Annotated in this window: 18 protein-coding genes; 1 reads left to right on the forward strand and 17 read right to left on the reverse strand. The window is 42.3% G+C overall.

Annotated features, from left to right (window positions below; genetic code table 11):
* Positions 1-167: 167 nt before the first annotated feature.
* The gene (locus tag DBR32_RS04500; RefSeq protein ID WP_124635114.1) at positions 168-3,164 is read right to left on the reverse strand and encodes a M1 family metallopeptidase; all 2,997 of its coding nucleotides are present in this window, start codon (positions 3,162-3,164) and stop codon (positions 168-170) included.
* A gap of 286 nt (positions 3,165-3,450) precedes the next feature.
* Here DBR32_RS04500 and nhaA point away from each other — a divergent pair, with 286 nt between their 5' ends.
* Positions 3,451-4,779 carry a Na+/H+ antiporter NhaA gene (gene nhaA / locus DBR32_RS04505; RefSeq protein WP_124635115.1) on the forward strand — a complete coding sequence of 443 codons (1,329 nt, stop codon included), beginning with the start codon at positions 3,451-3,453 and terminating at the stop codon, positions 4,777-4,779.
* 28 nt (positions 4,780-4,807) lie between these two features.
* Here the strand turns inward: nhaA and DBR32_RS04510 are convergent, their stop codons facing one another.
* The 16 genes from DBR32_RS04510 to kbl form a co-directional block, all read right to left on the reverse strand.
* Positions 4,808-5,374, reverse strand: a complete 567-nt coding sequence (locus DBR32_RS04510; protein WP_124635116.1) for a pentapeptide repeat-containing protein — start codon at positions 5,372-5,374, stop codon at positions 4,808-4,810.
* 4 nt (positions 5,375-5,378) lie between these two features.
* Positions 5,379-7,991 (reverse strand): DNA mismatch repair protein MutS, encoded by a 2,613-nt coding sequence (mutS, locus tag DBR32_RS04515; protein ID WP_124635117.1) that lies wholly within the window; start codon positions 7,989-7,991, stop codon positions 5,379-5,381.
* Positions 7,992-8,235: 244 nt separating this feature from the next.
* The gene (locus DBR32_RS04520) at positions 8,236-8,991 is read right to left on the reverse strand and encodes a PPK2 family polyphosphate kinase (RefSeq protein ID WP_124635118.1); all 756 of its coding nucleotides are present in this window, start codon (positions 8,989-8,991) and stop codon (positions 8,236-8,238) included.
* Between the two features lie 75 nt (positions 8,992-9,066).
* The gene (locus DBR32_RS04525) at positions 9,067-11,352 is read right to left on the reverse strand and encodes a hypothetical protein (RefSeq protein ID WP_124635119.1); all 2,286 of its coding nucleotides are present in this window, start codon (positions 11,350-11,352) and stop codon (positions 9,067-9,069) included.
* Positions 11,353-11,387: 35 nt separating this feature from the next.
* Positions 11,388-12,116, reverse strand: a complete 729-nt coding sequence (locus tag DBR32_RS04530; RefSeq protein WP_124635120.1) for a hypothetical protein — start codon at positions 12,114-12,116, stop codon at positions 11,388-11,390.
* An 8-nt stretch (positions 12,117-12,124) separates the two neighbouring features.
* Positions 12,125-12,862 carry a hypothetical protein gene (locus tag DBR32_RS04535; protein ID WP_124635121.1) on the reverse strand — a complete coding sequence of 246 codons (738 nt, stop codon included), beginning with the start codon at positions 12,860-12,862 and terminating at the stop codon, positions 12,125-12,127.
* Between the two features lie 78 nt (positions 12,863-12,940).
* The gene (locus DBR32_RS04540; RefSeq protein WP_124635122.1) at positions 12,941-13,327 is read right to left on the reverse strand and encodes a histone; all 387 of its coding nucleotides are present in this window, start codon (positions 13,325-13,327) and stop codon (positions 12,941-12,943) included.
* A gap of 88 nt (positions 13,328-13,415) precedes the next feature.
* A complete protein-coding gene (rpmA, locus tag DBR32_RS04545) occupies positions 13,416-13,685 on the reverse strand; it encodes a 50S ribosomal protein L27 (RefSeq protein WP_124635123.1) in 270 nt (89 codons plus the stop codon).
* Positions 13,686-13,733: 48 nt separating this feature from the next.
* The gene (gene rplU, locus DBR32_RS04550; RefSeq protein ID WP_124635124.1) at positions 13,734-14,036 is read right to left on the reverse strand and encodes a 50S ribosomal protein L21; all 303 of its coding nucleotides are present in this window, start codon (positions 14,034-14,036) and stop codon (positions 13,734-13,736) included.
* A gap of 71 nt (positions 14,037-14,107) precedes the next feature.
* On the reverse strand, positions 14,108-15,148 hold the full coding sequence (locus DBR32_RS04555; protein ID WP_233559659.1) for a glycosyltransferase family 9 protein: 1,041 nt from the start codon (positions 15,146-15,148) through the stop codon (positions 14,108-14,110).
* Positions 15,149-15,237: 89 nt separating this feature from the next.
* The gene (locus DBR32_RS04560) at positions 15,238-16,341 is read right to left on the reverse strand and encodes a PepSY domain-containing protein (protein ID WP_233559660.1); all 1,104 of its coding nucleotides are present in this window, start codon (positions 16,339-16,341) and stop codon (positions 15,238-15,240) included.
* A gap of 23 nt (positions 16,342-16,364) precedes the next feature.
* Positions 16,365-18,515, reverse strand: a complete 2,151-nt coding sequence (locus tag DBR32_RS04565; protein WP_124635126.1) for a TonB-dependent siderophore receptor — start codon at positions 18,513-18,515, stop codon at positions 16,365-16,367.
* 183 nt (positions 18,516-18,698) lie between these two features.
* On the reverse strand, positions 18,699-19,901 hold the full coding sequence (locus DBR32_RS04570; protein WP_124635127.1) for an acetyl-CoA C-acyltransferase: 1,203 nt from the start codon (positions 19,899-19,901) through the stop codon (positions 18,699-18,701).
* Between the two features lie 33 nt (positions 19,902-19,934).
* Positions 19,935-20,489 carry a DUF4468 domain-containing protein gene (locus DBR32_RS04575; RefSeq protein ID WP_124635128.1) on the reverse strand — a complete coding sequence of 185 codons (555 nt, stop codon included), beginning with the start codon at positions 20,487-20,489 and terminating at the stop codon, positions 19,935-19,937.
* Positions 20,490-20,963 (reverse strand): hypothetical protein, encoded by a 474-nt coding sequence (locus DBR32_RS04580; protein WP_124635129.1) that lies wholly within the window; start codon positions 20,961-20,963, stop codon positions 20,490-20,492. It lies immediately after the preceding gene.
* A 10-nt stretch (positions 20,964-20,973) separates the two neighbouring features.
* Positions 20,974-22,164: a glycine C-acetyltransferase gene (gene kbl / locus DBR32_RS04585; RefSeq protein ID WP_124635130.1), complete on the reverse strand. Its 1,191-nt coding sequence runs from the start codon at positions 22,162-22,164 to the stop codon at positions 20,974-20,976.
* Positions 22,165-22,383 lie beyond the last annotated feature (219 nt).

Raw genomic sequence — 22,383 nt, forward strand, 5'->3', positions numbered from 1 at the left:
TATAATTGAGTATCCGCTTTTAGGAAACAAGGACTTTCTTTATTCTTTTGGTTTCCATTTATAGCGATTGTCACCTTTTACCTTGATGCAAAAGGTAGCGCCAAAAAATCAAGGCTGTATAAATCATTGGCTAAAAATCATTGTGTCGGTCGGCCAAATTATTATATTTAGAAAAGACCAAGACCTCTTTGTAATCTTGGCCAATAGAGTTTATCCAGGTTTACATTAAACGTAATCGTTTTGCCAAAAGCATTCTTGCCTAATATGGATGTTTTATACTCTGTATATTCCGGACTCATCAGTATAGGAAGGTTCACATCCAGGTATGGCGTTAGCTTCACCGTAATTCCGGCATCGTACAAGAAACGGCTTTGGTTGGGATTCACTTCCTTGGCTTTTGCAAAGGTCATAAAATCGGCAAAAATCTGGATCGGCAAGCCAATGGGCAGGTCTATTTTCAGGTTCAGCGCCGCCATCCAGTCATTGGTCAGCCCAATCGGATTGCTATACATCAAGGTTGGCATTTTCATGCCACCTTCTTTCAGGTATATTTGTTGCGCCGCCAGACCAGTTTGCATATTACGGCCGATAAAGGTTTGATCGTAGAGATAATCGTTCCAGCCCGAATAGGTCGCATTAAAACTATATCTCCGGTTGTCCAGCGCACTTCCGTTGAAGTTTACCATTTTACCGGCAAAGCCTCTGAGGTATACTGCTTTCTTTTTATAGAAATAGTCTATTTTCAAATTACCTTCTGCAGAAAATTTAGCAAAGGTCTTACCTACCTGAGCTTCCAGTAAAAGGCTATAAGGATTAAACGTGCGCTTCTGCTCTAAACCGAATTGTACCCTTCCGTACACATTTGTGCTATAGCCGGCTTTAGAAGGATAATACAGGCTATCTGCCGGATTAAGGTCAAAACGATACTGCCCTTCCTGAATATAATATCCTTTGAAAGACAAATAGCGATTCAGGGTACTTCTGGCATACGGCTTTTTAAATACGAAACGTACTTCCGGCGCTACTTTCAGGTATTGTGCTTCGGGGTTATCTATATTATCCAGCATGGTTCTTCTGTAGGAAAAACGCTTTCCTTCAATATTCAGGTCCAACTCCTGCAGCCAGGAAGATTGCGGATACCAGGCCTTACTGACCATACCGGTACCCACCAGTGTTTTACTGCCAAAACCATACATTGGAGCAAGTGCGTACTGAAATGATTTTTCGGGCAGGGTCATATTATGGAATAGGCCTCCCAGCATAAAGCGATCATATACATTATACCCGATTGCCGGTAAAACCCATGTGGTTTGCTTACCGGTAGCTTCCCAGCCCAAAAAGGGCTTCATCCGAAAGCCTTTTGTACCAACATTATTAGAAACGTTATAGTCCGGGATAAAAGAGGCTACAGATATTTTACGATAATGTTCTATTAATCCGAATTTCGTTTTCCCCTGTATCGGATTAATCCAATAAAGTTCCTTATTGCTGTCTACTTGTAAAGCAAGGGGGAGCATAATACCCGTTTTGTTTTTCAGGGTCACCATCCTTGCTCCGTCTGAGGTAATCCATTTAGGCTTAGATATCGAAAAATCAACGCCTTTTGCACTATGCAAAGCATCTGTAAAAAACCAGTCGATATCCTTATCCGTATCCGTATGCTTCTTAAAGATAGCTTTAAAATCTTCAGGTTGCGGATGTTTGTATTTCCAGGTTGTAAAGTAATCCTGCATGGCTGCATTAAAAGATGCCTCCCCCATATATTCTTTTAACAAGACCAGATATGCCGCCGTTTTTCCATAGACATCCCCTCCATAACCATTAGCCGTATATTCATATGCCGGCAACTCAAGGGCCTGATCGATATGCATCGACATGGGAATCGTAAAGCCCAGGTTCTTGGTAAGGCTTTCCAATTTACTGTAGACAGACTTCGGTTTATCGGAGAAAGGTAATGCAGTCACTATATTTTCATAATAACTGTTTACCCCTTCATCCATCCAGGGATACATCCGTTCATTAGACCCCAAAATACCATAAAACCAGTTATGCCCTACCTCATGAATAATCACGGTATGGTTCAGGTCTACGTCATATCCGGGTGCAATTACCGTTACCGTAGGATACTCCATGCCCCCACCCGCTCTCAGGGAGCCTTCTACTGCTTTTACAGTTTTATAAGGATAAGGCCCGACTAATTCACTATATTTCAGAACGGCAGTTTTTACCGATAAGGTCGATTTGCGCCAGCCACTGGCATTGGTCGGTTTAAAAGCCGTATAAATGGTGCTGACCAGGCCGGAGCCCGGAACCTGAACGGTGTCTTTTCTGACCACCCATTTTTTATCAGCAAACCAGGCGAAATCGTGAATATTATCTTCAGTGTAACGAATGGTTTTTAAGGTAGTGGAAGAAGGGATTCTTTTGGTCAATGTGCTATCTTCTTTTGCCGATTTCGGCCATTCTTTCTTAGACAGTTCATCTAACCACTGCTCTTCTTCAGGTGTTTCCAGATTACCGGTAGCCATCACTACATAGTTTTGCGGCAGGGTAATGCTGACATCATAATGGCCATATTCACTATAAAACTCGCCCTGGTCTAAATAAGGATAAGGATGCCAGCCGGTCTTATCGTATACTGCAGGTTTCGGAAACCATTGGGAGATCTGATAACTTTGCCCCTCATGACCCATGCGGGAAAAGGTTTTCGGAATCTTTACCCGAAAAGGCGTGCTGATGCTCGCCGTCATTCCCGGCAGGATCGGTTGTGGTAAGAGGATTTTGACAATATCCGCATCATCGGTAGTGACCATTTTTGCAGGCATATCATTCACCATAAACTTCAGGCTATCGATATAGCCCCAGTCTTCTTTTTTGGCCAGGTAATGCGCCGTACTGCCGTTTTCCACCGATTGCTTTACGTAAGCAGTTTTGTCGCTGCTGTAAGCATTGGGATACAGGTGAAAATATATATACGAAAGTGTATCCGGGGCATTATTGGTGTATTGCAGGGTAATGCTGCCATGTAAAAAATGTTTTACATCATCTAGGCTCACCTCTATTTTCGTATCTACCTTTTGTTGAAAATAGGGTTTCTGCTGTGCCATCGCACTATAGCCAATAGTACTGGCTGCAAGCATTAATAATATGACGTTCTTCCTCATGATTTAGCGATTCGATATAGCTGAAATTCGTATGATTTTTATCTTAAATACCTAATAAAGAACAAATGTAAGAAAATAAAATCCAGTACACGCAAGCCTTTAAACCGATAATTGATGTAAACCAGCGTAAGGGTAACCCTCCTTCTGCACAGGTGCAACCCTAAGCCAAAATTCCAGAAGTGCAAGTCTATATAATCTGTATATTATGTCGCTTAAAACCAGGATGAGGAAATTATTTAGTAGTTTTGATCCTAACCGTTTACCAGATCTAAGCAGTACTTAATATATGAAAGCACCGAAGCAATACCCCATCGACCGAGTTGTGTACCCGATACAAAAATTTATACAACAAGAAAAGTCCGGCGGGATTGTTTTGGGCATCAGCGTAGTGCTGGCTTTAATTTTGGCCAACTCTCCCTGGGCAGCGGCCTATTTCCATTTCTTTGAGCAGCCCCTGGGTTTCCAGTTTAATGGCAGTGCTTATCTGACCTACAGCCTTCATCATTGGATCAACGATGGTCTGATGTCTGTTTTCTTTTTCGTTGTAGGACTGGAGTTGAAACGGGAAATTGTGGGTGGCGCATTGGCCAATCCCAGAAATGCCCTACTACCGATCGGGGCGGCGCTAGGCGGTATGGTTGTACCGGCGCTGATTTATTTTATGTTCAATTCTTCCGGTGCCGTAAGCAGTGGTTGGGGTATTCCAATGGCCACCGATATTGCCTTTGCCTTAGGGGTCTTGTTTCTTTTAGGCAATAAAATTCCGCTTTCTTTAAAAATATTTTTAACGGCATTGGCCATTGTTGACGATCTGGGTGCCGTTTTGGTCATTGCTTTTTTCTACACCTCCGATATCTCTATCATGAACCTGCTGATTGGTTTACTGTTTTTATTGATTATGTATATCGGCAATAGAATGGGTGTAAGAAGCCTTATATTTTATGCTGTTTTAGGTATTCTCGGGGTATGGACTGCCTTCCTGTTATCCGGGGTGCATGCGACGATTGCTGCAGTATTGGCTGCATTTACTATTCCGGCCGATGTAAGGATTAAAGAGCATCTGTACCTCGCCAAAATACAGGATTACCTAAAACGCTTTAAAGCGATTGACCCTAATGAACAGTCACCAACGCTTACCGAAGCACAATTGCACGTGTTAGAAGCGGTAAGAAAAGATACTGATGCTGCTATTCCACCTTTGCAAAGACTGGAGCATGCCATGCATCCTTTTGTTACGTTTATCATCATTCCAATTTTTGCACTGGCCAATGCCGGGATTGATATTGCCATCGATACGGATCAACTGTTTAATACCCATGTGGCTCTGGGTGTGGCTTTGGGCCTGCTGGTCGGAAAGGTTGTGGGCGTTGTGGGCTTTACCTTACTGCTGGTAAAATTAAAAATAGCCCCTTTCCCGGAAGGGATGAACCTTAAAAACCTGTTCGGATTAGGGTTCCTTGCGGCCATAGGATTTACCATGTCTTTGTTCATTACTTCGCTGGCTTTTACAGATGAAGCTTATATGGTACAGGCTAAGATCGGCATCTTCGTTGCCTCTATCATCGGGGGAATTGTGGGCTATAGTATTTTAAGCCGCGCTACAAAAAAGGCCTGATACGAGTGGGTATCAGGCCTGCAAATCTCTATTGAATTTTAATTTTAAACACCTCCAATAAACCGGCTATGTTATGCTGGCTGAAGACCGCATTTTTCAACTGGCTCAGCGTGGGATTTAAAGACACATTATAGGCACTGCTAAAATCAACCTTTTCCAGATTGGTGCGCTCGAAATGAGCCAATCTTAAATCACAGTTGGCAAAAGAGGCCCCCTTTAAATCCGCACCGGTAAAGTCTACTTCTTCCAGGGTACAGGTGTTAAACTTGGTTTGGTGTATTTTGGTTTGATAAAATGAGGAATGGCTCAAGACGCAATGATCGAACTGTATCACCATACCAATCGGACTGGCCGATTCGAAATGCAAACCCAACATTTTACAATCTTTAAAACGGATATTATTCCACACTGTTTTTCCGGTAAGCACCATACTTAAATTGCAGCCGCTGAACGTACAGTCGATAAACTTATACATACTCAGATTGGCCTTGCCGAAATCACAATTCTGAAAAGTGCATCCTTCATATTCCCCAAAAGGTAAAGGGCTTGCGGTGTAGTGTTGGTTTTCAAAAACCGTATCGCTGTAATATTCCATCTGTTTAGTCCTGATATACTTTAATTACATTTTTCAATTCATTCAGTTTCATCAATGCTTCTACCGGGGTAAGGGTATTAATATCGGTCTGAAAAAGAATTTCTTTGATTCGGGAAAGGTCGGTCGACAAACCATCAAAAATATTGAGTTGAAAGGTATCCGTATGGATTTGCTTCATCTTATTTCCGATCTGGTTATCTTTATTTTTTTCTTCCAAAACGGCCAATATTTCATCCGCTCGGTGCGTCAACGCAACCGGCATGCCGGCCATCTTGGCTACTTGTATCCCAAAGCTATGACGGCTTCCACCAGGTGCCAGCTTTCTTAAGAAGATCACTTTATTGGCCGTCTCTTTATGGGTAATATGGTAATTCTTTATGCCCTCAAATTTATGCTCCAGTTCATTGAGTTCATGATAGTGGGTTGCAAAAATAGTTTTGGCTTTATTCGGGTGTTTTTGGATAAACTCAACAATAGACCATGCAATGGAAATACCATCATAAGTGCTGGTACCCCTGCCGATCTCATCAAGTAAAACCAGGCTGCGGTTACTTAAATTATTGATGATGCTTGCTGTTTCATTCATCTCTACCATAAAAGTAGATTCGCCGCCACTCAGGTTATCAGATGCACCTACACGGGTAAAGATCTTATCGGTAAGCCCAATGATAGCCTTGCTTGCGGGTACAAAACTACCCATATGCGCCATCAGGGTAATCAATGCTGTTTGGCGCAGTAAAGCAGATTTACCACTCATATTGGGACCGGTAAGGATAATGATTTGCTGCTCTTCTTTGTTCAGCAAAACATCATTATGGACATACTCCTCTCCGGGAGGCAAATGTTGTTCGATCACCGGATGCCGCCCCGCCCTAATGTCCAATACCGGATCTGCTGCCATCTCCGGTCGCACATACTTGCATTTTTTAGCGATGGTGGCCAGCGATTGCAGGCAATCGATCTGCGCGATCAATTGGGCATTGGACTGCATTACTTTTAAAGACAATTGTAATTGATCTAATAAGACTTCATACAGTTGCCCCTCTATGGCCAGCATTTTTTCTTCTGCCCCCAGGATCTTCTCTTCATATTCTTTCAACTCTGGGGTAATGTATCGTTCCGCATTGGCCAATGTTTGCTTGCGTATCCATTCAGCAGGCACTTTATCTTTATGGGTATTGGTCACTTCAAGATAATACCCGAATACATTGTTGAAGGCGATCTTTAAAGAAGGAATACCCGTTTTAACACTTTCTGTTTCCTGTATTTTGGCGAGATATTCTTTACCATGAAAAGCGATCTGGCGCAGGTTATCCAGTTCCTCATGAATCCCATCGTTCATCACATTTCCTTTATGTATTGCTACTGCGGGCTCTTCTTTGATGTATTTATGGATGACTTCCTGTATGCTTGTGGTCGCTTGTATTCCCGCCAGAATTTGGTTCAGGGCATGTGCGGCGGCAGTTACAGGCAGGTCTTTGATCGCATCGGCGTGTTGCAGGCTGCGCGCCAGTTGTATGACTTCTCTGGGATTGATTTTCTTTAAAGGTACTTTGGCGACCAGTCGTTCAATATCGCCTATGGCTTTCAAATGCTGTCTTAAGCCGGCATTCAACTCTTCATCCTCAAAAATGGTCTGCACAATATCATGCCTCGTCTCAATCTGAGGCAGGTCGACCAATGGAAAGATCAGCCAGCGTTTCAGCATCCTTGATCCCATTGGCGTAATGGTTTCGTCAATGCTGTTCAACAAGGTAAAGCCATGCTCTGCCGGGCTGTGTAAGAGTTCGAGGTTACGAATGGTAAAACGATCCATCCATAAAAAGTCTCCTGCATTGATTTGCTGCAGCGAAGTAAGGTGTTGTAAATGCGGATGTTCTGTATCTTTAAAATAGTGAAAAGCCGCTCCGGCAGCGATGATGGCTGCATTCCAATCTTCCAGGCCAAAGCCTTTGAGCGATTGTATCTGAAAATGTTTGATCAGTAATTCATACGCATAATGATGTTGAAAGATCCAGTCTTCCAGCGCATAGGTGTAATATTTCTGATCCAGTTCTTCTTTAAATATTTTCTGTTTTCCTTTAGACACGAGTACTTCCGAGGGCTGGAAACTTTGTAAGAGTTTATCCATATATTCCATATTGCCCTGCGCCACAAAACACTCTCCCGTAGAAATATCGATAAAGGCAATACCGCATTCTTTATCATCAATAAAGACGGCCGCCAGGAAATTATTGGTTTTATTATCCAGCAAACGATCGCTGGTGGCGACACCCGGTGTTACTAATTCGGTCACACCCCGTTTCACTATACCTTTTACGGTTTTGGGATCTTCCAGCTGGTCACAAATAGCGACGCGGTATCCTGCCTTAACTAATTTATGCAGGTAGGTATCTAAAGCATGGTGCGGAAAACCCGCCAGCTCAATATAAGCCGCTACACCATTGGCTCTTTTGGTGAGGGTAATGCCCAGAATTTTAGACGCGATCACCGCATCTTCACCAAAGGTTTCATAAAAATCGCCTACGCGAAACAATAAAATAGCATCAGGATATCTGCTTTTAATTTCCCCATGTTGCTTCATCAGCGGGGTTTCGGTTGCTGTTTTCTTTGCCATAATACGTACCTACAAAAATACTATTTTGCTTATGGAATCCGAGGCTATTTATACACAAATGTGTATATTCTTTTTTAGGCTTTGACCAAAAAAGAAGCCTTGCGACATTGTTGTCGCAAGGCTTCTTTTGGGCTTCTTGAAAAGGGCGTGCATTAAATCCTAGTCAATCAATAAAATAGCATACAGGTAACGCCTGCATGCGCAGTATACGAGGATAGCGTAAGCCCAAATCCTTTTTTGATGTTTATTTTTTCATACCCGGATATTGCATCTTAAGACCTTTCAGGGCTTTATGGATAAGCGTTGCTACCGTATGGCTTTTATACCAGTTCTGATCGGCAGGAATAATGTGCCAGGGTACTTCATTACATTGTTCAAATACTTCCTCATAGTATTTCATATACTGATCCCAGCTTTGCGATTCTACAATATCATTCGCATTATACTTCCACATTTTACTTGGAATGGTCATGCGTTCTTTCAAACGGATCAATTGTTCTTCTTTAGAAAGGTGCAGGTACAATTTCAACACCACAGTATTGTTATGCTGTTCCAATAATTGCTCAAATTCATTAATCGCTTTCATTCTTTTAGCAGCCAGCTTCGCATCGCAGGAGCCATGTACACGGGTCACCAATACATCTTCATACTGCGAGCGATTGAATACATGGATCATCCCTTTTCCAGGCACTTTACTGTGTATTCTCCATAAAAAATCATGAGATAACTCTTCCTCTGTAGGTACTTTGAAAGAATGCACCACTACCCCACTGGGATTTACATGGCTGAATACATCTCTCACCAGACCGTCTTTCCCACTGGCATCCATACCCTGAATAATGATCAGCAAGCTATGTTTATGCTCTGCGTATAACATATTTTGCAATTCATCAATTTCCTCAAACAGGATTTCCATTTCTTTCTTAGCCTGTTCTTTAGAAATGCTTTTAGGGGCACGCGTATCTATTTTGGATAATTTTATTTTTGCAGTTTTAGGCATGATAATTTTTATTGAAAGGTACAAAAAAGGTTCTGAAAAAGAATTTCAGAACCGGTATATAATATAAGTATTGGCTTAACTTTCTTTAGAAAGTTCCATCTTACGGTATGCTTTGATAAAGATCGCACCCAGGTTTTTGTTTGGTGGAATATAATCGCTGAACAAATCACGATCGCCGGCAGGCTTGGTCGCAAAGTTCGTATTCAGGTTTTTCCACATCGCTACCCAATCTACATTTTCCCCTTTTAAAATCGGCTCGTTCATTTCTCTGATAATGGGTTCGTTGATTTTGTATGAACCTACTTGTTTGGTAGAAATAATATTGGCATCGGGCGACTTATCCAATACACTGGCCAGGTTATGGAAACCGCCACAAGAACCCAACATCACGATTTTCACATTAGGAGTAAGGTTTTTTAAAGAGCCATCCAAGTGATAACTATGACCACGGTGAATCACCACCGTAGGACGAATCTCATTGGCATCCAGGTATTCAAATAATTTATTCTGTGCTTCTTCATCTTTAGGTTCCGGCAAAGGACGGTTGGCATAAATCACCGTTGGTTTTCCCACGAGAGAAGAAATGGTCACCCATTGCGGATTGGACTCATCGATCTTCCATGTTTTACTGCGGAAAGAAGTTAAGAAACTCTGATAGGAGATCTTACCATCTTCATCCCCGTAAAAGAATACTTGTTGTATTACCTTACCGTCTTTATCAACCAAAGAATTATAGTCGACATAGTTAATCGGAGGAATTTCACTTACGCTTTGCTGTAATTGATTGGCATCGGCGGAGTTATTAAAAATCGTTCCCAATAAACCGTACACGATGACACCTTTTTCCCGGTTATCGTCCGGAATAGATTTATCACTGTAGACTCTTTCATAATTGGACTTTACTTCCGATTTCAAAAAGGTCATCAGCTCTTCATTGGTCAGGCTACCAAAGGCATCGGCCACGTCTACCGCATCAGCCAGATCTCTACGGCCGCCATGTTCCAGATTAGCTACAAAAGAGCGCATTAAGGTTGTTTTCTGCGGCTCGGTCATCGTCGCCAAGAACTGTCCTAAAGTATTATACCCCGCAGCCATCCTGATAAAGGTTCTGAAATGGGACATGCGCACTTTCTCCAGTAATTCGTAACCCGAAGTCGTACCCATTTTGGAGATCATTCTTTTGAAGATACCCAGATAAGAACTGGTGTAAATCTCATTCGTCTGACCGCCCAGAAGCATAAAATAATACTCATTAGGATCAAAGCCTTCTACTGATTTAAACCGTACCGCATCGGCTTTTTCATGCAATTCGTTTACCGTGCGTACATACTTTAATGCACGATAGCTGATCTCATCATCTATCGCGACTTCAGACCAGGCTTTTCCTGATATCTTTAGTTCTACAAGGCTTTTAAAATAAGCATCGTCGTTTCTGGCCGTTTCGTCTATCTGTGCGATGGTCTTGCTTCCGTCATTAATCTGATTTAGGAAAGGCAGTACTTTAAATGGTTTTTTTGACTGGTCTACAATCTTTACAATCGTCTGTACCAGTTTATCCGGATTTCTACGAATGACATTGGTATATTTTGAGGTAGGCGCTGCATAGCTCATGATCGTACTTGGCACTACCTTTGCTGCAGCAGCCACTATCGGATCGGCATAAGATTCTTTCGCAAATTCCCCTAATTTTTTAATCATCATTTCGGGATTTTCTACCCCGATTTTTTCAAACAGATAAGCCTTAGCTTCTACACCATTCTCTACTACATCTATATTCTCTAAACTGTAAATATTAGGTTGTTGTCTTACAAATTCCATTACCCGGCCATCAATATCAGCCTGCATTAAATCCTCAAAATTTTTCATGAGTTTTTTGTAATAGATTACATCCGGATCGCCGGCAGTATAATTCCTAAAGGAGTTTAAGCGGTCTGCCAAAGCTCTTTCGTACCGGATTTTATTGGCATGCGTCGCTTTTGAGTTTTCTATTTTAATCAATAGCAAAGGTGCATCTACTAAAAAAGTTTGTGTAAGCACTTTTGATTTTATCGGATCCTCCATAAAAACCACCTTATCAACCGAGCCGTCTTTTGCATCGATCGCACGGATGGCTTTCGTCACATTATTGGCAAACATCCAGCGATTGTTTGGAATGGGAGTGATCAATGTATCTACGACCTGCGCCTTTTCCGTTTTCTTTTTCTTATCGTCTTTTTTATCTCCTGCAAATGCTTGCTGCGCTGTGGTGCTTACCAACAGGCATAAACCCAGGGCAGATAATGATTTTATATATGGCATGTCGTGTATGGTATGAATATTTTCGGTATTGCTTAATGATCGCTTGAAGTGTAAAAATATCATAATTCAGGCGTTATACAGCACTTTTATCATATTTTTCACTTTATTAACAAGGGTTTGCCCTTACCTTTCCAATCTTCAAAATTGGCCTTGATCCAGGATTTGCGCTCCAGATCGCTACTCTCATGGGCAAAGGTAGCCGGCATGGGATAGGTATTCATAAACACAGCGAGTTCCTCACCGGAAAGACCGGTTATATCATTGACCAGGGCGGTAGTGTATACCGATTCAACATATTTCTCCGCTTCCCATCGGGCAAATGTCTTTTTAAATTTCAGTTTGCGTTTTGTTTTCGGGGCTACATATTGCATCCAGGAGGAGAAAATATTTTTAAAGCCAATACCAAGCGGAGAAACAAAAACCTTCAACTTATCTTTCTTACGTGTTAGGGTGGGTTTATACAACTCATATCGTTTCATCGAATCTTTTTGATAGGTGCTTAAGCCACTTACATCCACTTCTTCGAGTTCATCGCTCGCAAAATCCACATAAATACCCTGCGTACCCTGTAGCATGGCTTCACTCACGATAATTGTCTTTTTTTTGATCCCCAACCGGGAAAATACAATTTTGTCTTTCGGGGCTGCTTCAATCTGAAAATAACCATTCTGAGCACCGGTAAGGGTCTGGCCCGTACGTTCATTCTTAATAAATACTAAAGGAACCGCTTCGTCTTTTTCTATATTTTTCACATAGCCTTTCAGCTGGGTCTGTGCCCAACCGGGAAGAACGGTGCACAACAGCAGCAGGAAAAGAAGGTTCTTCATGTAGTTTATTATTTTCTTTTAGGCGAGGTAAACACGGGAATTTCAGGCTTTTTGACCCATTCCAGATAATTATATTTAATCCACATTTTCAATTCAAGATCCGTCGCGGCACGGGCAAAATCCGGCGCTATTGGATACGCATTCATAAAATAAGCCAAAGTATCGCCCTGCAAAGGAACCACAGTGCCTACAAACTCTTTTGTATAGCGGGAGTCTATAAATTGCTGGTTTTCCCAATTTCCGTAATTAAGCTGAAATGCCCTGCGTTGCTTCGCCTTCTTTGATACTTTCTGTGCAAAATAGGTCATTGGAGAAAAGATCGCTTTCGGGCCAGAAACCCACTCGCGGGATAAGGGCTGGCCATACAGGTTTCGCCTGGCCATAGAGTCTCTCTGATAAGGGGTCAAGGCACTTACCTCTACACTTTCCAGCATATAGGACATTGGCTTCAATTCTATATTCCGGAAGTAATCTCCCTTAAGGCTTGTAGGCACATAGAGGATTACATCATTGTATCCGATAAGTGACACCCTGATAGAGTCACCAGCCCTGCAAGACAAGCGGTATAAACCTTTGGCATCACTAATACTGCCGTTGCCGGAATTTAGATTAGTCAGGACCACATTGTCCAGCGTAAGCCCATCGTCATATATGCTCCCATACATGTGTTGTGCAGTAGCCGGAACATAAAGAAAACAGCTCCATAAGAGTATGCCAATAGATAGCAGGTATTGCTTTTTCACCATATCACCAATATAACGTATAAAAACCAAAAAAAATGCTATCCTTTGCAGAATAGCATTTCAAAAATGTAACATTTAATATTATTTCTTTTTAGCGGTTGCTTTTTTAGGAGCTACTGCTTTCTTCGCTACAGCCTTTTTGGGAGCCGCTGCTTTCTTAGGAGCTGCAACTGCCTTTTTGGCTACCGCTTTTTTAGGAGCTGCTGCTTTCTTAGGAGCTGCAACTGCTTTTTTAGCTACAGCTTTCTTAGGAACTGCTGCTTTTTTAGGAGCCGCAACTGCTTTTTTAGCTACAGCCTTTTTAGGAGCTGCTGCTTTCTTAGGAGCTGCAACTGCTTTTTTAGCTACTGCTTTTTTAGGAGCCGCCGCTTTTTTAGGAGCTGCTGCTTTCTTAGGAGCCGCCGCTTTTTTGGGAGCCGCTGCTTTTTTAGGAGCTGCCGCTTTCGCAGTTTTTTTAGTAGTTGCCATACTTACAATTTTTGTGGGTTAGAAATAAAAAAGTTCGACTTTTATATATTAAAGTTCAAATATATGGCAAATATATTATTTCAGCAAATTATGCTTCAGCAACTGCAGCAACTTCGCTAACAGATACCAAAGTTTTGTTTTTTGTTTTTCTGAATTCCACGATACCATCAGTTAAAGCATAGATTGTGAAATCTCTACCTAAACCTACGTTTTGACCAGGGTGGAATTGTGTACCACGCTGACGGATGATGATATTTCCAGAGATGGCAGGTTGTCCACCAAAAATCTTAACGCCTAAACGCTTACTATGTGAGTCGCGACCATTTTTTACGCTACCTTCACCTTTCTTATGTGCCATTGCTTAATTTCTTTTAAATGTTAATACAAATTAGATTAAAATCCTTAATTAAGCGATATCAAGGATCTTAATTTTAGTCAACGATTGACGGTGACCATTCAATTTTTGATATCCTTTGCGACGTTTTTTCTTAAAAATCAAAACCTTGTCGCCTTTTTCATGACTCACAATCTCAGCCTTAATTACTGCTTTAACTGTGCTACCTACTGCAATAGTGCTATCGGTTCCTGTCATCAAGACATCAGAAAATTCTACTTTATCCCCTTCATTACCTGAAAGGCGGTGTACATAAAGTTCATCGTTTTTAGCTACTCTGAACTGCTGTCCTGCTATTGTTACAACTGCAAACATGCTCCAAAAATTTTGGCGAAATTAAACAATTATTTCATATCAACAAATTAATTTTTAATAATTTCTTGCTTTTAGGCCTTCCAAAAGGCATCCAAATCGACCAATATTTGTGCTATATTAATATCATTCATACACCTGAAATGCTTTTTGGGGCATTCATGGTATCCGATCTTGCTACAAGGGCGGCAAGATAGATTATTAACCTCTGCAATGGTAAATAAAGGGCTTATGGTGGTCTCCAGGTCATTGGCACCGTAATAGGGAAACATACCCAGCCAGGGCGTCGTATTGCCCCAAAGAGTAATCATCTTTTTTTGAAACGCGGCTCCGATATGCATCAGCCCGGTGTCATTGGTGATCACTACCCTGGCCTTTTTTACCAAATCGGCAGATTCTACAAGCGAGAACTTGCCACAGGCATTATAGATTTTCACCGGATCGGTCGCCTCTATTGCGGTGGCCATAGCGGCATCGTCGGGTCCACCCAGCAAAATAACCGGGTAAGGGCATTCCGCGACGAGGGTTTTCCATTTAGCTACCGGGAACTGCTTTGTTTCAAAAGAGCCGCCGATCACACAAGCCACATAGCCCATCCAATGCCCCATGGGAATATCTTCCCTTTTGGTTTCCTTATCTTCCGGAATAAAAAAATCGAGTCCCAGACCATCATTCATCACGCCAAGCGGCCTGATGGCTTCAAAATACCGCGCGACAATACTGATTGGCGGCAGAGTATTCCATTTCAGGTTGGTATACAACCATTTCCTGGTATTTAATTTAGAAAAAGTATAGGTTTGGCGCAGCTTGAGTGCCTTTTTCACGCGCATGGTTCGCAAATTGTTATGCAAATCTATGACGACATCAAATTTCAGGGCTTTAAGCGCCGCTATATTTTGTTGCAAATCCTCCTCCAGCGTATGGATGACATCTATATAAGGATTATCGGCAATGACTGATTTAAACTGCTTTTTGACCAGATAATGTATTTCCGCTTCGGGATATTTCCGTTTAAGACAGCGCAACACAGGTGTGGTCAGCACAATATCTCCGATGGAAGAAAAGCGAAGGATAAGTATCTTTTGAATGGGTTTTGGTTTGGTCGCGTGCATCATGAAAGGGAGCGAAAAATCAGACAAAAGAAACATAAAAAAACAGAATAGCCAAAAAGACCATTCTGTTTTCCTATAAAAGAAAATAATATTTATCTCTTTTTCGGTTGCTGTTTTTTCTTACGGCCTATATAGACCAATACACCGGTAACCGGTAAACTTGCGATCAGCAGGCTCATGAGGAAGGCGAAGATTTTACCTGCAATGCCCCAGATGCCCCCGGTATGAATATCATAATTCATCCGCATGACCTTATCGGCCACTCCGGCATCTGCAAAGCGCCCGTATAGATGGTGCACCGGTTTTTCTTTGCCGGTGTATTGATCGTAATAACGGTAATCAGTCTGCCAATAGGTTCCTACTGCAACATTAGTATTTACGGAAATAGTCGCCGTATCGCTTGTCGGGGGATGCAATTCTATAGAAGCTGCTTCCGGTGTATTGTTCCGGATATCCTGGTACAAAAAATCCAGTATATTCTGACTTGCCGGGTTCGCTTTTACGGATAAAGGTTCTTCATAAACCAGGCTTTTGGTACCGCCCCATGCTTTATGGTAGGCATAGGCAAACCAGCGAAAGCCCCAGACTAAACCGGTAAGTACAAAAATAATGGCGATAAGGGACGCGTAAAAACCGATGATGCCATGCAGATCGAAATTTTTACGCCGCCATTTGGTGGTATTTTTCCAACGAAACCAAATGCGTTGCTTAAAGGCATGCTTATTTTTAGGAAACCAGATGATGAGCCCGGTAATAATCATGGCAAAGAAGATCAGGGTAAAGATGGCGACTACGGGCTGCCCCACTTCGGGCGGTAGCCATAAATAAAAGTGCCCGTTCAGGATAAACCTGAAAAAGCCCTTGTTCAGGTCTTCAACAGCCAGCACCTTACCCGAATAAGGATTTATATAAACGGCCTCGTAATAGGTAGGTTCATAATGATAGAATACCGCCTCGACGGCTCTTTTTTCTTTATAATATTTAATGGAATGCAGCTCTTTTCCTGGTAATTGCTGTTGCGCAATAATCACTAATTCGGAAGGCCGCAGGTATGCTTTTTCTTCTTTTTGCACGAAGCGATACCCCTCTGTAGCATCCAGTATCTCTTGCTGAAAAGCATAAATACAACCGGTGAGGGCTATGATAAAAACCACAAGCCCGGATAATAATCCGAGCCATAAATGTAGTTTTTTCATTAATTTTTTGAATGGGGACATGTTTAGAATTTAAAGCTCAGCCCCAGGGAAAGGGATCTTAGTTTTTGAGGGGTAATGGTGGACCAGCCGGAAAAATAATGTTCATTACTGAGGTTATCGACTTTCAGGTTGACGCTATACTGCTCGGCCGTATATGCCAAAGAAGCATTAAAGATGGCGTAACCAGGCAAGGTAAAGGTTCCGATATTGGCTCTGTTCAGGATTTTATTTTCGCTGGCGGCATTCAGGCCCAGGCCTATAGTAAAGTTTTTCAACGCACCTTGGGGTATTTTGTAATTTGCCCAGAAGTTGAACAGGTTTTGCGGGCCGGCTTCTTCCGGGCGCATCCCTAAATAACCAGCCTCCGGCGCATCTTTCGTCACCTTGCTGTCATTATAACTATAGCCTGAGATAATATTAAGACCCGCTACCGGATGGGCTACTAAACTGACTTCGATACCCTTACTGGATACGGTACCACCCTGTATTGAATTGTTAGGGTTAGTAGGATCGGTCATCACTTTATTACCCACTTCAATATTATAATAGCTAGCGGTAAGCCCCAGTTTATTATGCCACAGGTTCGACTTCAGACCAAACTCCAATTGATTGGCATGTTCCGGATCAAACAGTTTCATACGGGGATTGCGGCCATCTATATCGGATACCTGTGCAGGGTCAATATTTACAAAACCATTCATATAGTTCCCGAATAAAGACACTTTATCTTTTACCGGTTGGTAGACCAATCCGAATTTCGGCGATAAGGTCGTCTGGTTTTTCACTTCTTGTGTCGCATAACCACTGGGATTACCATTAAAATTATCGACCCTTAAACTCAGCATGGCCGATAGTTTCGGGCTAAAGTTGATCACATCAGAAATGTAAGCACTCAGAATTTTGGTGGTCGCTATGGCATTTCCTTCGGTCGAATGCAGCAAAGCATTGTCCACAGCTTGTGTCGTAAGTATACCGCTATCGATCTGGTTTTTCAGAGAAACTTTACCATAATCGATCCACCCCGAGCTATTGTTCTGTACTTGCTTTTGGATATAATCTACACCCACAACCAGTCTGTTTCGCAGCTTGCCGATGGTAAAATCTCCGGTGAAGTTTTGTTGGATACCGGTGGCATTAGTGGCTCCGCTGCGCTTAGACATAAAACGGGTAAACTCATCTCCGTTGGCGGCATCCCAAAGGTATTGGTAATAACCGTCTGTCTTTGTATTGCTGCGCGAAACGATCGTCTGCGCTTTCCAGTTTTGGGAAAAAGCATAGATCATCTGTGCCTGCAAGCCAAAAGACGGATTTTTAATCGTCAGGTTATTGCTGGTATATGATTTTTTATAGTTCTGTTCAAAAATATCCATGCCCGAAAAGGAAAGGGGACTGTAACGACTCAGGAAAATCATGGGCGCATTGGCACTCTCCCCGCTTTTAAATTCAGTATTCACGAAAAAACTGAGTTTATCTGTAGCGACGAATTTGACAGAAGGTGCGATAAAGAAGGAGCGGTTAAAACCGGCATCCTGAAACGTATTTTCGTAATGATAAGCGGTATTGACCCTTACTGACACGGACTGACTCAAAGGAGCATTAACATCGGCGGTAAAACGGTTCAATCCATATGATCCGGCGATGTAGGAGAACTCCCCTCCCAGCCTGTCGTAAGGCTTTTTCGTCATGATATTGATCAATCCCCCGTAGGCAATCAGGTTACCGCCGTATAGGGTACCCGAGGGGCCTTTAACTACTTCTATATTTTCGACATTTGCCGGGTCCAGACCGCCATTGCTGATACTGGCCATTCCATTCACCAGGTTGGGCTGTAAGGCAAAACCCCTCATACTATAAAATTCGGCGCCATCACCTCCCCGACCCGTCGATTCCCATAAACGGGTAATGCCTGTCGCATTTTTAAGGGCATCATTCAGATTGGTCACCAACTGATCTTTTAGTACTGCTTTGGGGATGGTGTTATATACCTGTGGGTTTTCCAGATCTTTCAATGCTAATTTACCCACTGTATGGCTTTCATTGATTTTGTATTTGTCTTCTGAGATCTGCACCTCTTCAAGAAGTTGTTGTTTCAGCGTATCGGGTGCAGCTTGTTGCTGGGCTTGTACGGCAAGACCGGAGAGCATAAGGCCGAACATTAAAGGTGTCTTTTTCATATTACACGTATAGATAAATTTATATTTCAGTGCGCGAAATTATGATGCCGCGGCATAAAGCATGTTCGCCTCAGGGAATGATAATTATATATAAGGGAACATATATGAAATATAACATACAAAAAAGCGTGTCTTCCCTGATTGTGGAAGACACGCTTTAGTTATGATAAAACCCGTTATAATCTAATCAACTAATTCGTAGACAATAGCAGATCCCTGACCGACACCGATACACATGGTCGCTAAACCATATTTTACTTTTCTGCGTTTCATTTCGTGCAATAAAGTAGCTGTAATACGGGCTCCGCTACAACCCAATGGATGGCCAATGGCAATGGCGCCGCCATTTACATTGACAATCTCCGGATTGATTTTCAAATCGCGTACTACTGCCAAAGACTGGGAGGCAAATGCTTCGTTGATCTCCGCAAGGCCGATATCTTCAATCGTCAGTCCGGCACGTTGTAAAGCCTTTTCTGTAGCCGGTACTGGGCCTATACCCATAATTGCAGGATCTACTCCGGCAATGGCGCGTCCGATCACTTTTGCTAAGGGCTTCAGGTTATATTTCTTTACGGCTTCCTCAGATGCTAAGAGTAAAGCGGCAGCCCCATCGTTGATCCCGCTGCTGTTCCCGGCAGTAACGGTACCGTCCTTAATAAAGGCAGGCTTCAGCTCGGCCAGTTTTTCAACAGGAGACATGCGCGGATGCTCATCTTTTTCAAAAACAACTGTTTTGCCTTTACCCAGATCGATGGTTACCGGTACGATTTCGTCGGCAAATTTTCCGGCTTCATGTGCCTTTTGGTATTTATCCTGGCTTTCATAAGCAAACTGATCTTGTGCTTCACGGCCAATGTTCCATTGTTTGGCTACATTTTCGGCCGTCTCGCCCATGGCGTAAGGATGGTATAGCGCTGATAATTTTTTATTGACAAAACGCCAGCCCATGGTCGTATCAAACATTTGCTGGTTACGGCCATAAGCACCTTCGGCTTTACCAATCACAAAGGGTGCACGGGTCATGCTTTCTACACCACCGGCAATATACACTTCCCCATCGCCACATTGTATGGCGCGGCTGGCATCCATTATAGATTGCAGGCCGGAAGCACATAAACGGTTTACGGTATTACCACCCACAGTCACAGGAAGCCCGGCTAATAATGCTGCCATACGGGCTACATTGCGGTTATCTTCTCCAGCCTGGTTTGCCGCACCGGCAATCACATCTTCAATAGCGTTTGCATCTACCGAAGGGTTGCGCGCCATTAATGCTTTAATCACATCGGCCAGCATATCGTCCGGGCGCACGCTGCTTAAAGTACCGCCATATTTCCCAATCGGGGTGCGTACGGCATCAATTATATATACGTTTTGAGACATTTTGTTCTTTATTTTTAATGTATTCCAATTATTTTACCAGTTATCATTTCCGGTATTTCCTTGCTTAATGGCGGTTTCTAATTGCATTGCAATCGCCAGTAATTTTTCGTTTACTTCTTTTTTAATATGCTTTGCCGGCTTATTATTTCGCTGTATCTGGTCATAGTTCAGGGTTTCCACGATTCCGTCTGCGTAAGCAACCTGTACCACAATATTGTCAAAGGCGAATTTATAACGACCTTCTTTAAATTGCATATTCAACTTAAAATTAATCATACCGCTGGTAATAGCCCAATTAAAACCACTTGCCGGCTTAAGCACTACCGTTGCTGTATTACTAATGCTGGAAGCCGTTTCATCAAACGCGATATTATTATCATTGGTTTTGAGATTCGCTATAATCCATTTTTTCGCGCGGTTAAACATTTCTTGCTTTGCAACACCCTCTACCATTGTAACCTGCTCATAGCAAACATTACCCGTTGCCTCATTTTTCACGACAACGACTTTATATTCCGAATCTCCCCCTTTTGCCTGTACCTGCGGTGCCGCAGCCAAAAGTGCCAAAGCCAATATTATTTTCTTCATTTAATTTTTATTTAAAAGCGCTAGTATTTGCTGTACCGCTTCCTCCTTCTGTGTACCGATCAACAATTTATGGCCATCTTTAAGTTCGAGCTGTATCCCTTTATCTCCTTTTATATTATAGGCCCGGCCATTTTTAAGACTATACCGTAAACCCCAGCCGCCGTATTCCGCTAGCGGGCTATATTGCCGCACATACACTTTATGCAGCATATCCCAGTCGTATTGCTTGGGCTTGGGCATAAAAGGGAAAAGACGCACACTGATCCCTTCTTCTGAAATACGGGTTTCGAGCCTGATCATAAAAATAAAGCCTACGATCAGCAACAAAACAAGGCTCTGTATTAATGTAGAAACGAGGTTATAAGAACCGTTGACCAAAATCTTATAAATCATGACACCCAGAGGCAGCAGCAATAGCGCATACAGCCACCACTGTGTAAATTTCTGTTTCTCTTCAAATAGCGGCGCAGTCATATAGCTACATTTATTTAATAACGCCCAACTCTTTACCTACTTTCGTAAAGGCCGCAATGGCGGTATCCAAATGATGCCGTTCATGACCGGCAGAGATCTGCACCCTGATGCGTGCCAATCCTTTAGGTACTACGGGGAAGAAGAACCCTATCACATAAATACCTTCTTCTAATAATTTTGCCGCAAAATCCTGCGCCATTACTGCATCATACAACATTAAAGGGCAAATAGGATGCGTACCGGGCTTGATGTCAAAACCGGCTTCCGTCATTTTCTCACGGAAATACATTGTATTTGCTTCTAATTTATCCCGAAGCTCAGTCGTTTCACTCAGCATATCCAGTACAGCAATAGAGGCGCCTACCACGGAAGGGGCAACCGTATTGGAAAACAAATAAGGACGGCTGCGTTGGCGCAACATCTCAATGACTTCTTTTTTTCCGGAAGTAAATCCACCCGAGGCACCACCTAAAGCCTTACCCAGCGTACCGGTAATAATATCTACCCTACCCATAACACCTTTCAGTTCATGCACCCCACGGCCGGTTTTACCCATAAATCCGGAAGAGTGGCTCTCGTCGATCATAACAATCGCCTCATATTTATCGGCCAGGTCGCAAATGGCATCTAAAGGAGCCAAAGTACCATCCATAGAAAATACAGAATCGGTAACAATAAAACGTGTACGGGCATCTTTATGTGCAATCAGTTGCGCTTCCAGTTCTGCCATATCACAGTTTTTGTAACGGGCTCTTTTCGCTTTACATAAACGCACGCCATCAATAATAGAAGCATGGTTTAACTCATCAGAAATAATGACATCATCTTCGCCTAACAAGGGTTCAAAAACCCCGCCATTCGCATCGAAACACGCTACATATAAAATGGTATCTTCAGTACCTAAAAAGGTCGATAATTTTTGTTCTAATTCTTTGTGTATATCCTGTGTACCGCAGATAAAACGTACAGAGCTCATTCCATAACCACGTTCGTCAATCGTTTTTTTCGCTGCTTCCAGTACTTTGGGATGAGAGGACAGACCTAAATAGTTATTAGCACAAAAGTTCAATACTTTGTTACCATTCACCATGATCTCTGCGCCCTGCACAGAATCTATTTTTCTTTCCTTCTTAAACAACCCGGAAGATTGAATTTCAGACAATTCACTTTGTACTCTTGTGTAAAATGTAGTGCTCGACATAAATATCAGGTATTTATTGATTATTTTATTAAAAGGCAAATCTAATAAATATAACGAAACGGGAGTATAAAATAAAGTTTTTCGCTAGAACAGACAAGCAATATGCGTCAAATTAAACTTATTAACATATTATTAATTTCAATTCATATAATTATTAAATAAAAATGTATTCTTTTGTTGTGAGTTACTATGATCAATACACTTTAAAAATCTCTTAAA

It is taken from the genome of Taibaiella sp. KBW10 (genome assembly GCF_003852495.1).
Lineage (GTDB): Bacteria > Bacteroidota > Bacteroidia > Chitinophagales > Chitinophagaceae > Edaphocola.